General features: G+C 68.7%; 13 protein-coding genes, 2 tRNA genes and 1 pseudogene. 12 read left to right on the top strand and 4 right to left on the bottom strand.

From position 1 onward, the window contains the following. Positions 1-80 precede the first annotated feature (80 nt). From ACFJIX_RS29895 to ompR, 3 genes are read right to left on the bottom strand one after another with little or no spacing between them, the layout of a single operon-like run. Positions 81-809, bottom strand: a complete 729-nt coding sequence (locus ACFJIX_RS29895; protein ID WP_377162049.1) for an ATP-binding protein — start codon at positions 807-809, stop codon at positions 81-83. Further along, complete coding sequence (locus ACFJIX_RS29890; RefSeq protein ID WP_377156537.1) at positions 791-1,408, bottom strand: hypothetical protein; 618 nt, start codon at positions 1,406-1,408, stop codon at positions 791-793. The genes ACFJIX_RS29895 and ACFJIX_RS29890 overlap by 19 nt, the downstream gene beginning before the upstream one ends. A 4-nt stretch (positions 1,409-1,412) precedes the next feature. Then, the gene (gene ompR, locus ACFJIX_RS29885; protein WP_067269272.1) at positions 1,413-2,141 is read right to left on the bottom strand and encodes a two-component system response regulator OmpR; all 729 of its coding nucleotides are present in this window, start codon (positions 2,139-2,141) and stop codon (positions 1,413-1,415) included. Between the two features lie 237 nt (positions 2,142-2,378). Here ompR and ACFJIX_RS29880 point away from each other — a divergent pair, with 237 nt between their 5' ends. Then, on the top strand, positions 2,379-3,116 hold the full coding sequence (locus ACFJIX_RS29880; protein ID WP_377156536.1) for an SIMPL domain-containing protein: 738 nt from the start codon (positions 2,379-2,381) through the stop codon (positions 3,114-3,116). A gap of 3 nt (positions 3,117-3,119) precedes the next feature. Here the strand turns inward: ACFJIX_RS29880 and ACFJIX_RS29875 are convergent, their stop codons facing one another. After that, positions 3,120-3,890 (bottom strand): 3-hydroxybutyrate dehydrogenase, encoded by a 771-nt coding sequence (locus ACFJIX_RS29875; protein ID WP_377156535.1) that lies wholly within the window; start codon positions 3,888-3,890, stop codon positions 3,120-3,122. A 48-nt stretch (positions 3,891-3,938) separates the two neighbouring features. Here ACFJIX_RS29875 and ACFJIX_RS29870 point away from each other — a divergent pair. The 11 genes and pseudogenes from ACFJIX_RS29870 (at position 3,939) to ACFJIX_RS29820 (ending at position 13,041) form a co-directional block, all read left to right on the top strand. After that, a pseudogene (locus ACFJIX_RS29870) lies at positions 3,939-4,803 on the top strand (alpha/beta fold hydrolase). A 45-nt stretch (positions 4,804-4,848) separates the two neighbouring features. Then, a complete protein-coding gene (locus ACFJIX_RS29865) occupies positions 4,849-7,122 on the top strand; it encodes a RelA/SpoT family protein (RefSeq protein ID WP_377156533.1) in 2,274 nt (757 codons plus the stop codon). 104 nt (positions 7,123-7,226) lie between these two features. Next, positions 7,227-7,303 (top strand) — tRNA-Val (locus ACFJIX_RS29860). A 107-nt stretch (positions 7,304-7,410) separates the two neighbouring features. After that, positions 7,411-7,487: transfer RNA gene (locus tag ACFJIX_RS29855), tRNA-Val, on the top strand. A gap of 219 nt (positions 7,488-7,706) precedes the next feature. Beyond that, positions 7,707-8,831: a hypothetical protein gene (locus ACFJIX_RS29850; protein WP_377156532.1), complete on the top strand. Its 1,125-nt coding sequence runs from the start codon at positions 7,707-7,709 to the stop codon at positions 8,829-8,831. A 22-nt stretch (positions 8,832-8,853) separates the two neighbouring features. Continuing rightward, positions 8,854-10,110 carry a toxic anion resistance protein gene (locus tag ACFJIX_RS29845; protein ID WP_377156531.1) on the top strand — a complete coding sequence of 419 codons (1,257 nt, stop codon included), beginning with the start codon at positions 8,854-8,856 and terminating at the stop codon, positions 10,108-10,110. After that, positions 10,107-11,066, top strand: a complete 960-nt coding sequence (locus tag ACFJIX_RS29840; RefSeq protein ID WP_377156529.1) for a substrate-binding domain-containing protein — start codon at positions 10,107-10,109, stop codon at positions 11,064-11,066. The genes ACFJIX_RS29845 and ACFJIX_RS29840 overlap by 4 nt, the downstream gene beginning before the upstream one ends. A gap of 30 nt (positions 11,067-11,096) precedes the next feature. Further along, entirely contained in the window at positions 11,097-11,705 is a 609-nt protein-coding gene (locus ACFJIX_RS29835; protein WP_377156528.1) for a VWA domain-containing protein, read from the top strand. A 19-nt stretch (positions 11,706-11,724) separates the two neighbouring features. Next, a complete protein-coding gene (locus ACFJIX_RS29830) occupies positions 11,725-12,357 on the top strand; it encodes a hypothetical protein (protein WP_377156527.1) in 633 nt (210 codons plus the stop codon). A 55-nt stretch (positions 12,358-12,412) separates the two neighbouring features. Continuing rightward, positions 12,413-12,673: a ribbon-helix-helix protein, CopG family gene (locus tag ACFJIX_RS29825; RefSeq protein ID WP_377156525.1), complete on the top strand. Its 261-nt coding sequence runs from the start codon at positions 12,413-12,415 to the stop codon at positions 12,671-12,673. Continuing rightward, the gene (locus ACFJIX_RS29820) at positions 12,670-13,041 is read left to right on the top strand and encodes a hypothetical protein (protein WP_377156523.1); all 372 of its coding nucleotides are present in this window, start codon (positions 12,670-12,672) and stop codon (positions 13,039-13,041) included. Before ACFJIX_RS29825 ends, ACFJIX_RS29820 begins: the two co-directional genes overlap by 4 nt. Positions 13,042-13,096 lie beyond the last annotated feature (55 nt).

The following is a 13,096-nucleotide window of genomic DNA, read 5'->3' as shown; positions in this document are numbered from 1 at the left end:
GCATGAGGGCTCCCTCCAGGACCCTCAAGCCCTGTTCCGGGCCCAGTGAGGCACGTTGACCGCGGGGACGTCGACCGCGATCAGACGCTCGCGCGCTTGAGCCTCAGTTGCGCGACGAAGCCGCTGTCGTCGGCATTCGCGAGCCGCAGTTGCGCGCCCAGGCGCTGCACCGACTTCTCGACGATCGCCAGGCCCAGGCCCGCGCCGGTCGCCGCCGTGCGCGCCGTGTCGCCGCGGTAGAAGGGCGTCGTCAGCTTCGCGAGCTTGTCCGGCGGCACGCCGGGCCCGTGGTCGCGCACCGTCAGCAGGACCCAGGCGCTGTCGGCCTCGGCCGTCACCTCGACGCGCGTCGGCTCGTCGCCGTGGTGGCCGTAGCGGCGCGCGTTCTCGAACAGGTTCAGCAGGATGCGGCCCAGCTCGGTCGGGTCGGTCCAGATGCGCAGCGCCGCGGACAGCCGCACGCTGATCTGGATCTGCTGCGGGTCGCGGAAGCCCTGCGCCTCGCGTTCCACCAGCTCGCGCAGGTTGAGCGCCTGCAGCTGCAGCTCGCTGGGCCGCGCGTAGTCCATGAACTTGTTGATGATCGCGTCGAGCTGATCGATGTCCTGCGCGATGTAGGTCCGCGCCTGCTCGTCGTTGACGCTCATCTCCGCTTCCAGCCGCAGCCGCGCCAGCGGCGTGCGCAGGTCGTGCGAGATGCCCGCCAGCATCACGCTGCGGTCCTCTTCCATCTTGGCCAGCTCGCGCGCCATCCGGTTGAAGCCCATGTTGACCTCGCGGATCTCGCTGGTCAGCGTGCTTTCGTCCAGGCGCGAGTCGTACTCGCCCTCGCGGATGCGGCTCGCGGCGATCGACAGCTCGCGCGCAGCGGCTGGTTGATCAGCCGCGCGATGGCCGCGGCGCCCAGCAGCGACGCGCCCAGCGCGATCGCGATCCACCACCAGTTGCTGGAGATGTTGGCCTGCAGCGGCGCCGGATTGGTCTGCAGCCAGAACTGGTCCGGGCCGACATCGAATCTCACCCACAACCCCGGCACGCCGTTCAGGCCGCTTGCGAGCACCGTCTGCGGGCCGAGCCGCGAGACCAGCTCCTTGCGCAGACGCTGCGCGAAGGGCGAGTTCTCGTAGGGGAGCCAGCGGTCGGTCGCTTCGGCGACCTCGACCGACACCGCCTCGCTGCGCGCCAGCGACTTGACCACCGCCACGCGGTTGATCGCGTCGGTGCTGGACAGCGCCACGCGCGACAGGTTGACCAGGCCGGCCAGCTGCTGCGCCGCTTCGAGGGCCTTGGGTTCGGCCTCCAGGGCCTTGAAGGTCTGCTGCCACGCCAGCACACCGGCCGCCAGCAGCAGCGCCAGCAGCGCGAACGTGCGCCAGAACAGGTTCAGCGCCAGACGCGGGGGAGCCACGGGATCAGGCCGCCTCGTCCGGAACGAACACGTAGCCTACCCCCCACACGGTCTGGATGAAGCGCGGCTGCGCCGGATCCTCTTCCAGCAGCTTGCGCAGGCGCGAGACCTGCACGTCCAGGCTGCGGTCGAAGGGCTCGAACTCGCGGCCGCGGGCCAGCATCGCCAGCTTGTCGCGCGACAACGGCTGGCGCGGGTGACGCACCAGCGCCTTCAGCATCGAGAACTCGCCGGTGGTCAGCGGCACCGGATCGCCGTTCTTGGCCAGGCGGCGCAGCGCCAGATCGAATTCGAACGGGCCGAACTGGACCGTCATCGGTTCCTTGGACGGCGCGCCCGGCGCTTCCGGCGGCGGACGGCGGCGCAGCACCGCGTTGATGCGGGCCAGCAGTTCGCGCGGGTTGAAAGGCTTGGCCAGGTAGTCGTCGGCGCCGACCTCCAGGCCGACGATCCGGTCCACTTCCTCGACCTTGGCGGTCAGCATGATGATGGGCGTGCTGTCGCCCGCAGCGCGCAGCCGTCGGCAGATGGACAGGCCGTCCTCGCCGGGCAGCATGAGGTCCAGGACGATGAGGTCCACGGTCTCGCGCGTCAGCTGCTTGTTGAGCGCCTTGCTGTCTTCGGCCAGCAGGACTTCGAAGCCCTCCTGGGCCAGATAGCGGCGAAGGAGGTCGCGGATGCGGGCGTCGTCATCCACGACCAGGACACGGTTGGGGCGGGTTGTGGTTTGCATGGCGGCCACTCCGGAATTTGTAACAGCGGGACTGTAAGGGCTGTTTTTCGACCTGTTTGCGGGATGCATCAGTCCTTACCGGATGGTTACATCTTTTGTAACAGGGCTGTCCATATCCCTACCGGAGGTCGATGAATGACCCAAAAAGGCGGATGGACGGCGCGCCGTGGTGGTCAACCGTGACGCTTTCCTCACGCGTTATGCTGGTTCCCACCTGGACTCTCCGTAGGAACCCGAATGATCCGAAGCTCCAAGATCCTTGCCCGCACCCTGATCGCCGCCGGTGCGGTGGCGGTGCTGCCCGCGATGGCGCAGGCCCAGGCCGCCCGGACCGACGTGCTCGCGCTGAATGCCTCGGCCACCACCGAAGTGACCCGCGACCTGCTGCAGCTGCGCTTCTCCACCACCCGCGAGGGCAAGGAGGCGGGCGCCGTCCAGAACGAGCTCAAGCAGGCGCTCGAGGCCGCGCTGACCGAGGCGCGCAAGGTCGCCAGGCCGGGGCAGGTCGATCTGCAGGCGGGCAACCTGTCGGTCTATCCGCGCTACGGCCAGCCCAAGGGCAGCTCGAGCGCCGCGCCGCAGATCACCGGCTGGCAGGGCAGCGTCGAGCTGCTGGTGCAGGGCCGCGACATCGACGCGATCTCCAAGCTGAGCGGCCGCATCAACTCGCTGGCCATCGCCAACGTCAGCTACGGGCTGTCGCGCGAGGCGCGCGAGAAGGCCGAGGACGACGTGGTCGCGCAGGCGATCGCCAGCTACAAGACCAAGGCGGCCCTGTACGCGAAGCAGTTCGGCTATTCGGGCTACCGCATCGGCGAGGTCAGCGTGAACGCCGACCAGCCGGCGCCCGTCATGATGGCGGCCCAGGCGCGCTTCAAGACGATGGCCTCGTCGGCCGACGAAGCCCTGCCGGTCGAATCCGGCAAGGCCACCGTCACGGTGAACGTCAACGGCAACGTGCTGATGACGAAGTGAGGCTCACTGCGCGGTCCAGCCGCCGTCCATGGCCCAGGCCTGGCCGCGCACGTTGATCGCGGCGTCCGAACACAGGAACACGGTCAGCGCGCCGAGTTCCTCAGGGTTCGTGAACTGCAGCGAGGGCTGCTTCTCGGCCAGCAGCTGACGTTTGGCCTCGGCGGGATCGAGCTTCTCCCTGGCCGAACGATCGTCGATCTGCTTCTGCACCAGCGGGGTCAGCACCCAGCCGGGGCAGATCGCGTTCACGGTGACGGGGAGGAGCGCGGTCTCCAGCGCCGCCGACTTCGTCAGGCCGACCAGGCCGTGCTTGGCGGCCACGTAGGCCGACTTGCCGGCCGACGCCACCAGCCCGTGCGTCGACGCGATGTTCACGACGCGGCCCCAGTTCTTCTTCTTCATGCCGGGCAGCGCCAGGCGCATCGTGTGGAAGGCGGAGCTGAGGTTGATCGCGATGATCGCGTCCCACTTCTCCGGCGGGAACTCGTCGACGTTGGCCACGTGCTGGATGCCGGCGTTGTTCACCAGGATGTCGCAGCCTCCGAATTCCTGGTCGATGTAGGCCATCATGGCCTCGATCTCGGCGGGTTTGCTCATGTCGGCGCCGTGATACCCGACCTTCACGCCGAGCGCCTCCACCTGTCCTTTCGGACCCGCGTGGTCGCCGAAGCCGTTGAGCACGATGTTCGCGCCCTGCTCGGCGAGGGTCAGGGCAATCCCCAATCCGATGCCGCTCGTGGAGCCGGTGACCAGCGCCGTCTTGCCTTTCAACATGCCGCGTCCTCTTCAGGGTTGTTAGGATGGGGACAAAGGATACGAGCGATGTCTGAACCCTTGTTGAAAAAAGTCCAGGCGCTGAGCCCTTGTGGCCTTCACCGGGTCGCGTATTGGGAGTGGGGCAGGCCGACAACCCGCGGGTGCTGGTGTGTGTGCACGGGCTGTCGCGGCAGGGCCGCGACTTCGACGTGATCGCGCGACGCCTGAGCGACCGTTTCCGGGTGATCTGCCCGACGTCGTCGGTCGCGGGGAGTCGGAATGGCTGGGCGATCCTCGCAACTACCAGCTTCCTCAATATGTCTCGGACATGGTCACGCTGCTGGCGCGCCTGGGTCCTGCGCAGGTGGACTGGCTGGGGACCTCGATGGGCGGCCTGATCGGCCTGGCGCTGGCGGCGATGCCGGCTAGCCCGATCAAGCGGCTGATCCTCAACGACGTGGGACCGACGATCGAGTTCGTCGCCTTGCAGCGCATCGCGAGCTACCTCGGCCGGGCGCCGCAGTTCGAGAACTGCCAGCAGGGCGCGGACTACCTGCGCGGCATCTCGCAAGGTTTCGGGCCGCACACGGACGACCAGTGGCTGGCGCTGTCGCGGGCGATGTTCAAACCGGACGGCGATCGCTGCCGGCTGCATTACGACCCGCGCATCGGCCAGGGCCTGGCCGGACTGACGCCGGAGCTGGCGAAAGCCGGCGAGGCCCAGCTCTGGGCGGCCTACGACGCGGTGCGCTGTCCGACGCTGCTGCTGCGCGGCGGCGATTCGGACCTGCTGACGCGCACGACCGCCGAGCTGATGACGCAGCGCGGCCCGCGCGCCGAGCTGCACGAGTTCCCAGGAGTCGGCCATGCGCCGACGCTGGTGCATGAAGAACAGATCCGCGTGGTGGAGCAATTCCTCGACCGCGGATGACGTCCCGGCGGCGCACGCGCCCCCGACGACACGGATGAACGACGAATGAAGACGGAATTGGGGCTGCGGCAGGACCAGGCGGCGCCCATCGTGGCCCTGCTGGACGGGGACCTGCCTCACCGGTTGCCCGCGGCGCAGCCGCGCGCCGAAGAGACGGCGGACCCGGTGCGACGCGCCCGCGCGTTCGCGGAGCCGCTGCTGGCCGATCACCTGCTGGGCACCGGGGAGCCGGCGCTCGACCACGCGGACGGCGTGGCGGCGATCCTGGCCGGCGTCGGCGCGGCGCCGTCCATGCAGGCGGCCTCCTACCTGGTGTACGCCGGCGATTACCTGAACAAGCCTGAAGAGATCGTCGCCAAGGCCTTCGGCGAGAGCGATGCGAGCCTGGTCGCGCACACGCGCCGGCTGGTGCAGATCCAGCGCGCGGCGCGCGAGGCGCGCGTCGAGGAGCAACGCCGGCAGGAGCAGACCGAGCTCGTGCGCAAGATGCTGCTGGCGTTCTCACGCGACCTGCGCGTGGTGCTGCTGCGGCTGGCGTCGCGGCTGCAATCGCTGCGCTGGTTCGCGGCCAGCAAGACGCCGTGCCCGCGCGAGCTGGCGGCGGAATCGCTGCAGGTCTTCGCGCCGCTGGCCAACCGGCTCGGCATCTGGCAGATCAAGTGGGAACTGGAGGACCTGGCGTTCCGCTTCCTGGAGCCCGAGCACTACCACCAACTCGCCAAGGGCCTGCACGAGAAGCGCGTCGAGCGCGAGCAATCGGTGGAAACGGTGCGGGCCGCGCTCGAGCGCGAACTGCGGGCGCATGGCATCGACGCGCAGGTGCAGGGCCGGCCCAAGCACCTGTACAGCATCTGGAAGAAGATGCGCGGCAAGGGCCTGACGCTGGAACGCGTCTTCGACCTGCGCGCGTTGCGCGTCGTCGTGCCGGAGGTCGCGGACTGCTACGCGGTGCTGGCGCAATTGCACGAGCGCTACCTGCCGGTGGACGGCGAGTTCGACGACTACATCGCGCGTCCGAAGCCCAACGGCTACCAGTCCCTGCACACGGTGGTGATCGCGGCGGACGGCCGGCCGATGGAGGTGCAGATCCGCACGCGTGCCATGCACGAGCATGCGGAGCACGGCGTCGCCGCGCACTGGGCCTACAAGGAAGCGGGCACCAAGGGCTACGCCGGCGTGAGCGCCGCGGGCGAGTTCGAGGAGCAGGTCGCGCAGGCCCGCAAGGCGGTGCTGCGGCAACTGCTGGCGTGGGAACGCGACTACGTCGCCGAGACCGACTCGAACTTCGACGACCGCATCTACGTGTTCACGCCGCAGGCCAACGTGGTCGAGCTCTGCGCGGGCGCGACCGCGATCGACTTCGCCTATGCGGTGCACACCGACCTGGGGCACCGCTGCCGCGGCGCGAAGGTCGACGGCCAGATGGTGCCGCTGAACACGCCGTTGCAGAGCGGCCAGACGGTGGAGATCGTCGCGCTCAAGGAGGGCGGCCCGTCGATGGACTGGCTGAACGCGGAGCTCGGTTATCTGCAGAGCCAGCGCAGCAAGGCCAAGGTGCGCGCGTGGTTCAACGCGCAGGTGCAGACGCACACGATCTCCAAGGGCCGCGAGCTGGTCGAGAAGCTGCTGCAGCGCGAAGGCAAGACGGCGATCAAGCTCGACGATCTGGCGGGGCGGCTCGGCTTCAAGAGCGCGGAGGCGCTGTTCGAGGTCGTCGGCAAGGACGAGTACTCGCTGCGCAACATCGAGACGCTGCTGCGTCCCCCGGTGCCGGAGGCGGACGAGGAGGAACTGCTCGTCCAGCGCCACACGAAAGGCGCGGTCGGGGAAGGACGCACGCCCAAGGGCGGCGTGCTGGTGGTGGGCGTGGACTCGTTGCTGACGAGTCTGGCGCGCTGCTGCCGGCCCGCGCCGCCGGATCAGATCACGGGGTATGTGACGCGCGGCAAGGGCGTGGCGATCCATCGCTGCGACTGCGCGAACCTGCGTCAGATGGCGCAGGCAGCGCCGGAGCGAGTGATCGCGGTCGCGTGGGGCGAGCCCGCGCCCGACCGGGCGGGCAAGGGCGCGATGTACCCGGTGGACCTGGTCGTCGAGGCCACGGACCGGCCGGGGCTGCTGCGGGACGTGCTGGAGCTGTTCGCGAAGGACAAGCTCAACGTGGTCTCGGTGAACCAGCAGAGCGGCAAGGGCAAGCCCGCGCGCAGCGACCTGTCGCGGATGAATTTCACCGTCGAGGTGAGCGATGCGCAGCGCCTGCAGCAGACGCTGGTGGCGCTGTCGCAGGTCTCGGGCATCCGGAGCGCGCGACGTCGCTGAGTTCATCGCTCAGTTCATCGTTGAGTCCGTCGTGCGTCTGACGTTCTTTTTCGGGCGACTTCCTGGACGGACCTCAAAATCCGGCATATACTGCGAGGCTCTTCAGGCGCGTAGCTCAGTTGGTTAGAGCACCACCTTGACATGGTGGGGGTCGTTGGTTCGAATCCAATCGCGCCTACCAGAATTGGTAGGCAAGTCCTTCGGGACACCTCGACAGGTCGCCCGCTTCAAACGGCGGGCGATTCTGTTTACGGACCAGTGGATTGACCACCACTGGCCGGGTTTTTCAGGCGCGTAGCTCAGTTGGTTAGAGCACCACCTTGACATGGTGGGGGTCGTTGGTTCGAATCCAATCGCGCCTACCAGACGGTAGGACGTCCTTCGGGACACCTCGGCAGAACGCCCGCTTCCCAGCGGGCGTTCTGCTTTGTGCTTTCCACTTGTCGGGCAGACCAGCGGCGAGCGCCTGCCGGACGCCGCGGACTCCCGCGCTCGTGACAGTCGTGTGACACATTTCCGTCATCACCCGGCGATATCGTCCGCCGCAGCGTGACCCTTCCACGCGCCTTCAGGGGCTCGTCACCTTGGACATTCGCAAACTGGTCGCCCCCGTGCTGGCGATCGCCCTGCTCGCCGCAGTCGGCGGCGGCGTCTGGTACTCCAACGCGCGGCTCGACCAGGACAAGGTCGCCGCCGTCACCGCGCAGCAGGTGCGGGACCGACAGGTCACGCTCCGCGGTCTCATCGGCTCCGAGAAGGAAGCCTTTTTCAACGACCCCCGCGTCCAGCAGGCGCTGGCTGCCCGAGGACTCACGGTCACGGTCGAGAAGGCCGGGTCCCGTGCCATCGCCAACCGCGTCGACGCGTCGAAGTACGACTTCGGCTTCCCGTCCGGCGCCCCCGCGGGCCAGCAGCTGAAAGTGGCCGCCAAGGCCGCCAACGTCTACACGCCGTTCTATACGCCGGTCGTCTTCGCCAGCTGGAAGCCGATCGCCGAGATCCTCGTCGCCAACGGCATCGCGCAGCGCGAGGGCGACTTTTATTACATCGTCGATCTCCAGCGGCTGATGACGCTGATCGAGCAGAACGCCCGCTGGCGCGACCTCAAGAAGAGCGAGGCCTTCGCCACCGGCAAGGCGGTGCTGGTGAACTCCACCGATGTGCGCACCTCCAACTCCGCGGCGATGTACCTCGCGCTGGCGAGCTATCTCGCCAACCAGCAGCAGATCGTCCAGAGCCAGGAGGAAGTCGACAAGGTCCTCCCGCTCGTCGCGCCGCTGTTCCTGCGCCAGGGCTTCCAGGAGCAGAGCTCCGCCGGCCCGTTCGAGGACTACCTCGCGCTCGGCATGGGCAAGGCGCCGCTGCTCGCGGCCTATGAGTCGCAGATGGTCGAGTTCTGGCTGCGCAATCCGGATCGGCTCAAGGGCGACATGGTCGTGCTCTACCCGCGTCCGACCGTGTACTCGAAGCATGTGCTGGTGCCCTACAACGAGAAGGGCGCCCGCCTGGGCGAGGCACTCGACACCGACCCCAAGCTGCGCGAGCTCGCGCATGAATACGGCTTCCGCACCGGCGGCGACGTGAAGGGCCCGGAGACCTGGGCCCAGCGCGGCGTCAAGGTGCCGCCGGTGCTCGTCGACGTCGTCGACCCGCCCAGCCATGAATGGCTCGAACGCATGATCCAGGGCATCGAGGCCCGGTTCAAGTGAAGCTCATCCCGAGGAGGACCGCATGACCGCATCGCAGACCCCGACGCCCGTCCCGAACTCGACCGGCAATGTCGCGCTCGACGAACTCCAGCCCCCGCAGGCCTTCACGCTGGAGCCGCCCGCGCCGGTGCAGGTCGTGCCTGTCGAGACCGCCGGCGGCAAGGTGAAGCTCAAGCCGGAGGAGGTCGCCGAGCTCGACGGCCAGGTCCGCCAGTTCATCGACGACATCACGACGCACGACAGCCAGCATCCGACCTTCAAGCAGGCCGTCGAACGCATCCACGCGATGGGCAGCAAGGACATCGAGGCCGCGTCCGCCGCGTCCAACCGGATGCTCGACCGGCCCGTCGGATCGTTGAAGAGCGGCCTCCTGGACCAGGGCGCGCAGATCGGGCAATCGCTGGTCGACCTGCGCCGCACCGTCGAGGACCTCGACCCGTCGCGCCAGGGCGACCTGTTCTCGGCGCGCAAGCTGCTCGGCTTCATCCCGCTGGGCAACAGGCTGGCCGACTACTTCGACCGCTACCAGTCCTCGCAGTCGCACCTGAACGGCATCATCGAGGCGCTCAAGGGCGGCAAGGACGAACTGCTGCGCGACAACGCCGCGATCGAGCAGGAGAAGGTCAACCTCTGGACGCTGATGGAACGGCTGGAGAAGTACATCCACATCGGCCGGACGCTCGACGGCCAGCTCGAGGCGAAGGCGCGGGAGCTCGAACACTCGGACGGCGAAAAGGCGCGCGTCGTCCGCGAGGAGATGCTGTTCTACACCCGCCAGAAGGTGACGGACCTGCTGACGCAGCAGGCGGTGAACATCCAGGGTTATCTGGCGCTCGACCTGATCCGCAAGAACAACCTGGAGCTGGTCAAGGGCGTCGACCGCGCGACGACGACGACCGTGTCGGCGCTGCGCACCGCGGTCATCGTCGCCCAGGCGCTCAACAACCAGAAGCTGGTGCTGGATCAGATCTCCGCGCTGAACACCACTACCGGCCAGCTCATCGCCGGCACCAGCGAGATGCTGCGCGACCAGAGCGCCGCGATCCATCAGCAGGCCGCGTCCAGCACGATCGAGATCGCGAAGCTGCAGCTGGCCTTCACCAACATCTACCAGACGATGGACACCATCGCCGACTTCAAGACGAAGGCGCTGGCGTCGATGCAGACGACCGTGGATACGCTGTCCGACGAGGTCGCCAAGAGCCGGACCTACCTGGACCGGGTGCGGCGTCAGGAATCCGCCGCGGCGCTGCAGGCGTCGGGAGAGGTGTCGCTGTGAGCGTCGCGCGCCGCGCTGCGATGGGATGGTGCTCCGTCGCGCTGCTGTCGATGGCGCTGGTGCTCGGCGGCTGCGGCAGGCGTGAGTCCGACGCGCCGCCGGCCAGGACGGCGGAGGCGGGCAATGCGGAGGCCGCGTTCACCGTGCTCGCGGGCTCCGAGGTCAAGGACCTGGAGCCGGCGATCGTCGCGGCCGGACGATCGGCGGGCGTGACCGTGCGCATGAGCTACGCCGGCACGCTCGACATCGTCGAGCGGATCAACGCCGGCGAGCGCTTCGACGCGATCCTGCCGCCCAACGGCGCCTACCCGTCGCTGGCGCTCCAGACGCCGCCGCTGGCGCGCGAGAAGCTCTTCTACTCGCGCATCGCGCTGGGCGTGAAGGCGGCCAAGGTGGCCGAACTCGGCTGGAGCCAGCGCGCGCCGACCTGGGCCGACATCGCCAAGGCCGCCAGCACCGGCAGGCTGCGCTACGCGATGACCAATGCGGCGAGTTCGAACTCGGGCATGAGCGCGCTCTTCGCGGTGGCCGCCGCGTCGTCGGGCAAGACCGAGGACATGGCCGCGTCCGATGTCGACGCCAAGGTCATCACCGCCTTCCTGTCCGGCCAGCGGCTGACCGCGGGCAGCTCCGGCTGGCTGGCCGACGCCTTCACGAAGGACCCGGCTGCCATCGACGCGATGGTGAACTACGAGGCCGTGATCCTGCGTGCCAACGAAAAGCTGGCCCAGGACCAGCGTCTGACGCTGGTCTATCCGCGGGACGGGATGATCTCGGCCGACTATCCGCTGATGCTGTTGCGCGAAGCGCAGCGCGAGCCGTACAACAAGCTGGTCGCCGCGTTGAAGGCGGTGGATTTCCAGCGCGACGCGCTGGGCCCCGCCTTCCTGCGGCCCGCGAATCCCCAGGTCGCGACCGCGTCGGCGCTGCCGACGGCGGCGATCGCGGAGCTCTGATTCCCGAACCGGCTCGAGGTCATCGACGCGGTGCTGACCGCCTACCAGTCGACCTGGCGCAAGCCGTCGACATCGATCTTCGTGCTGGACATCAGCGGTTCGATGAAGGGCGAGCGCATCGAGCTGATGCGCGAAGCGCTCAAGGTGCTCAGCGGCGCGTCGCAGGCGACGACCAGCGCGCGACTCAGCGCTTTCCAGGGCCGAGAGCGGGTGATCCTCATCCCGTTCGACGACCGGGTGAGCGATCCGGTGCTGGTGCCCTTCGACGCCGGCGACATCGATGCCGCGCGGGCGCGGCTGACCAGCGTCGCCGACGAGCTGCGGCCGCGCGGCGGCACCGCCGTGTATTCGGCGCTGTCGGCCGCGCTGGAACTGGCCGCGCGGGAATCGCGCGAGCACCCGGACCGCTTCGTCAGCATCGCGCTGCTGACCGACGGCGAGAGCAACAGCGGGATGTCGTTCGCCGCCTTCCGCTCGCGCTACGGGCAGGGCGCGCCGGCGCGCGTGTTCCCGATCCTGTTCGGGGAGGGCAACGTCGACGAGATGAAGCAGATCGCGCAGATGACCGGCGGGCGGGAATTCGACGGACGCCATTCGCGCCTGGCGCAGGTCTTCCGCGAGATCCGCGGCTATCAGTGAACGCGCCGGGAACGCCGCCATGGCCGCATCGAGATCGCTGAAACTGCGGGCGCTGCTGTTCCTCTACGGCAGCGGCAACATCCTGGGCTGTGCGCTGGCGCTGGTCGGACCGGCGCTGCTGTTCGCCGGCGTGATCGACCGCGGCTGGCTCGCGATCACGGCGGGCCTGTACGTCGCGGGTCTGCTGCTGGGTCGTCGCCAGCCCGAGCTCGAACGCGCGATCGAGGACAGCCTGAGCTTCGAACAGACGATGCAGCGCCTGGACGAGGTCATCGCGCACGCCTCACCGCACCTGCCCGAGGACGTGAAGCCCCGTCTGGCCGCGATCCGCGACGCCGTCGCCGAGGTGCTGCCGCGGCTGCGCGCGACCGGCCTGCACAACGAGGATCTGTTCACCGTCCGCCAGACGGTGCTGCGCTATCTGCCGGAGACGCTGGCGAACTACGTCGCGCTGCCGCCGGCCTTCCGCGTCAGCCATGCGCTGAAGGACGGAAAGACGGCGCGGCAACTGCTCGCGGAACAGCTGTCGCTGCTGGAGACCCAGATGCGCGAGATTGTCGCCAACGTCGCCCGCCAGGACGCGCAGGCGCTGATCGCCAACGGGCATTTCCTCGAAGAGAAGTTCCGCCAGCCCGACTTCCTCGCGCGCTGAGCCGGGCGCGGCACCCGTCAGCGCAGAACCCTCAGCGTAGAACCCGGAGGCCCGCATGACCCGCACCATCGTCGACATCCCGGCCGCGCAGCTCGTCGAGATCGACCGTCTGTGCAAGCTGATGGGCATCTCCCGCGCCGAAGCCGTGCGACGCGCGTTGGTCGCCTTTGCGGACGGCCACGCGGACGTGACCCCGGAGGCCTTCGGCTTGTGGGCCTCGCGCGGCGCCTCCGTCGACCCGGCGGGCGAGGCGGGCGGGGCGGGCCGGCCGGGCAGATCCGACGACGACGCGCCCCGGCGGAGTTCCCGGCGATGAATGCCGTCATCGACGAAGACGTGCTGCTCGACTACCTGAACGGCGTGCCGACGGCGGCGCGGGCGCTGGACGCCTGCACGCACCGCTCGATCAGCGTGCTCACCTGGCTCGCGGTGATGGCGCGCTGCCCGCCTGAACTGCTGGAGCCGACGCGCGGTTTTCTCCGCACCTTCGAGCGCCTGTCGATCAGCGAAGCCGTCGCCGACGAGGCGCTGCGGCTGCGGCTCGTTTCGCCGTCGCTCGATCATCCGCGTGCGATCGCCTGGGCGACGGCCAACGTCAATCAGCTGATATTCGTGACCTCGCGCCGCGACGGGATCGAGGGCGCGGGGCGCAACGTCGTGATGGCCTACGAGGGGCGTCGCTGAACACGCCGGACGCGCGATCGTCCGCCGGCGCGCCTGCGCCCGACCGCCATAATCA

The sequence above is a fragment of the Roseateles sp. UC29_93 genome, assembly GCF_042695725.1.
GTDB lineage: Bacteria > Pseudomonadota > Gammaproteobacteria > Burkholderiales > Burkholderiaceae_C > Roseateles > Roseateles noduli_A.
The sequence above is the reverse complement of the archived record's forward strand: the minus strand, read 5'-3'. Positions and strand labels throughout refer to the sequence as shown.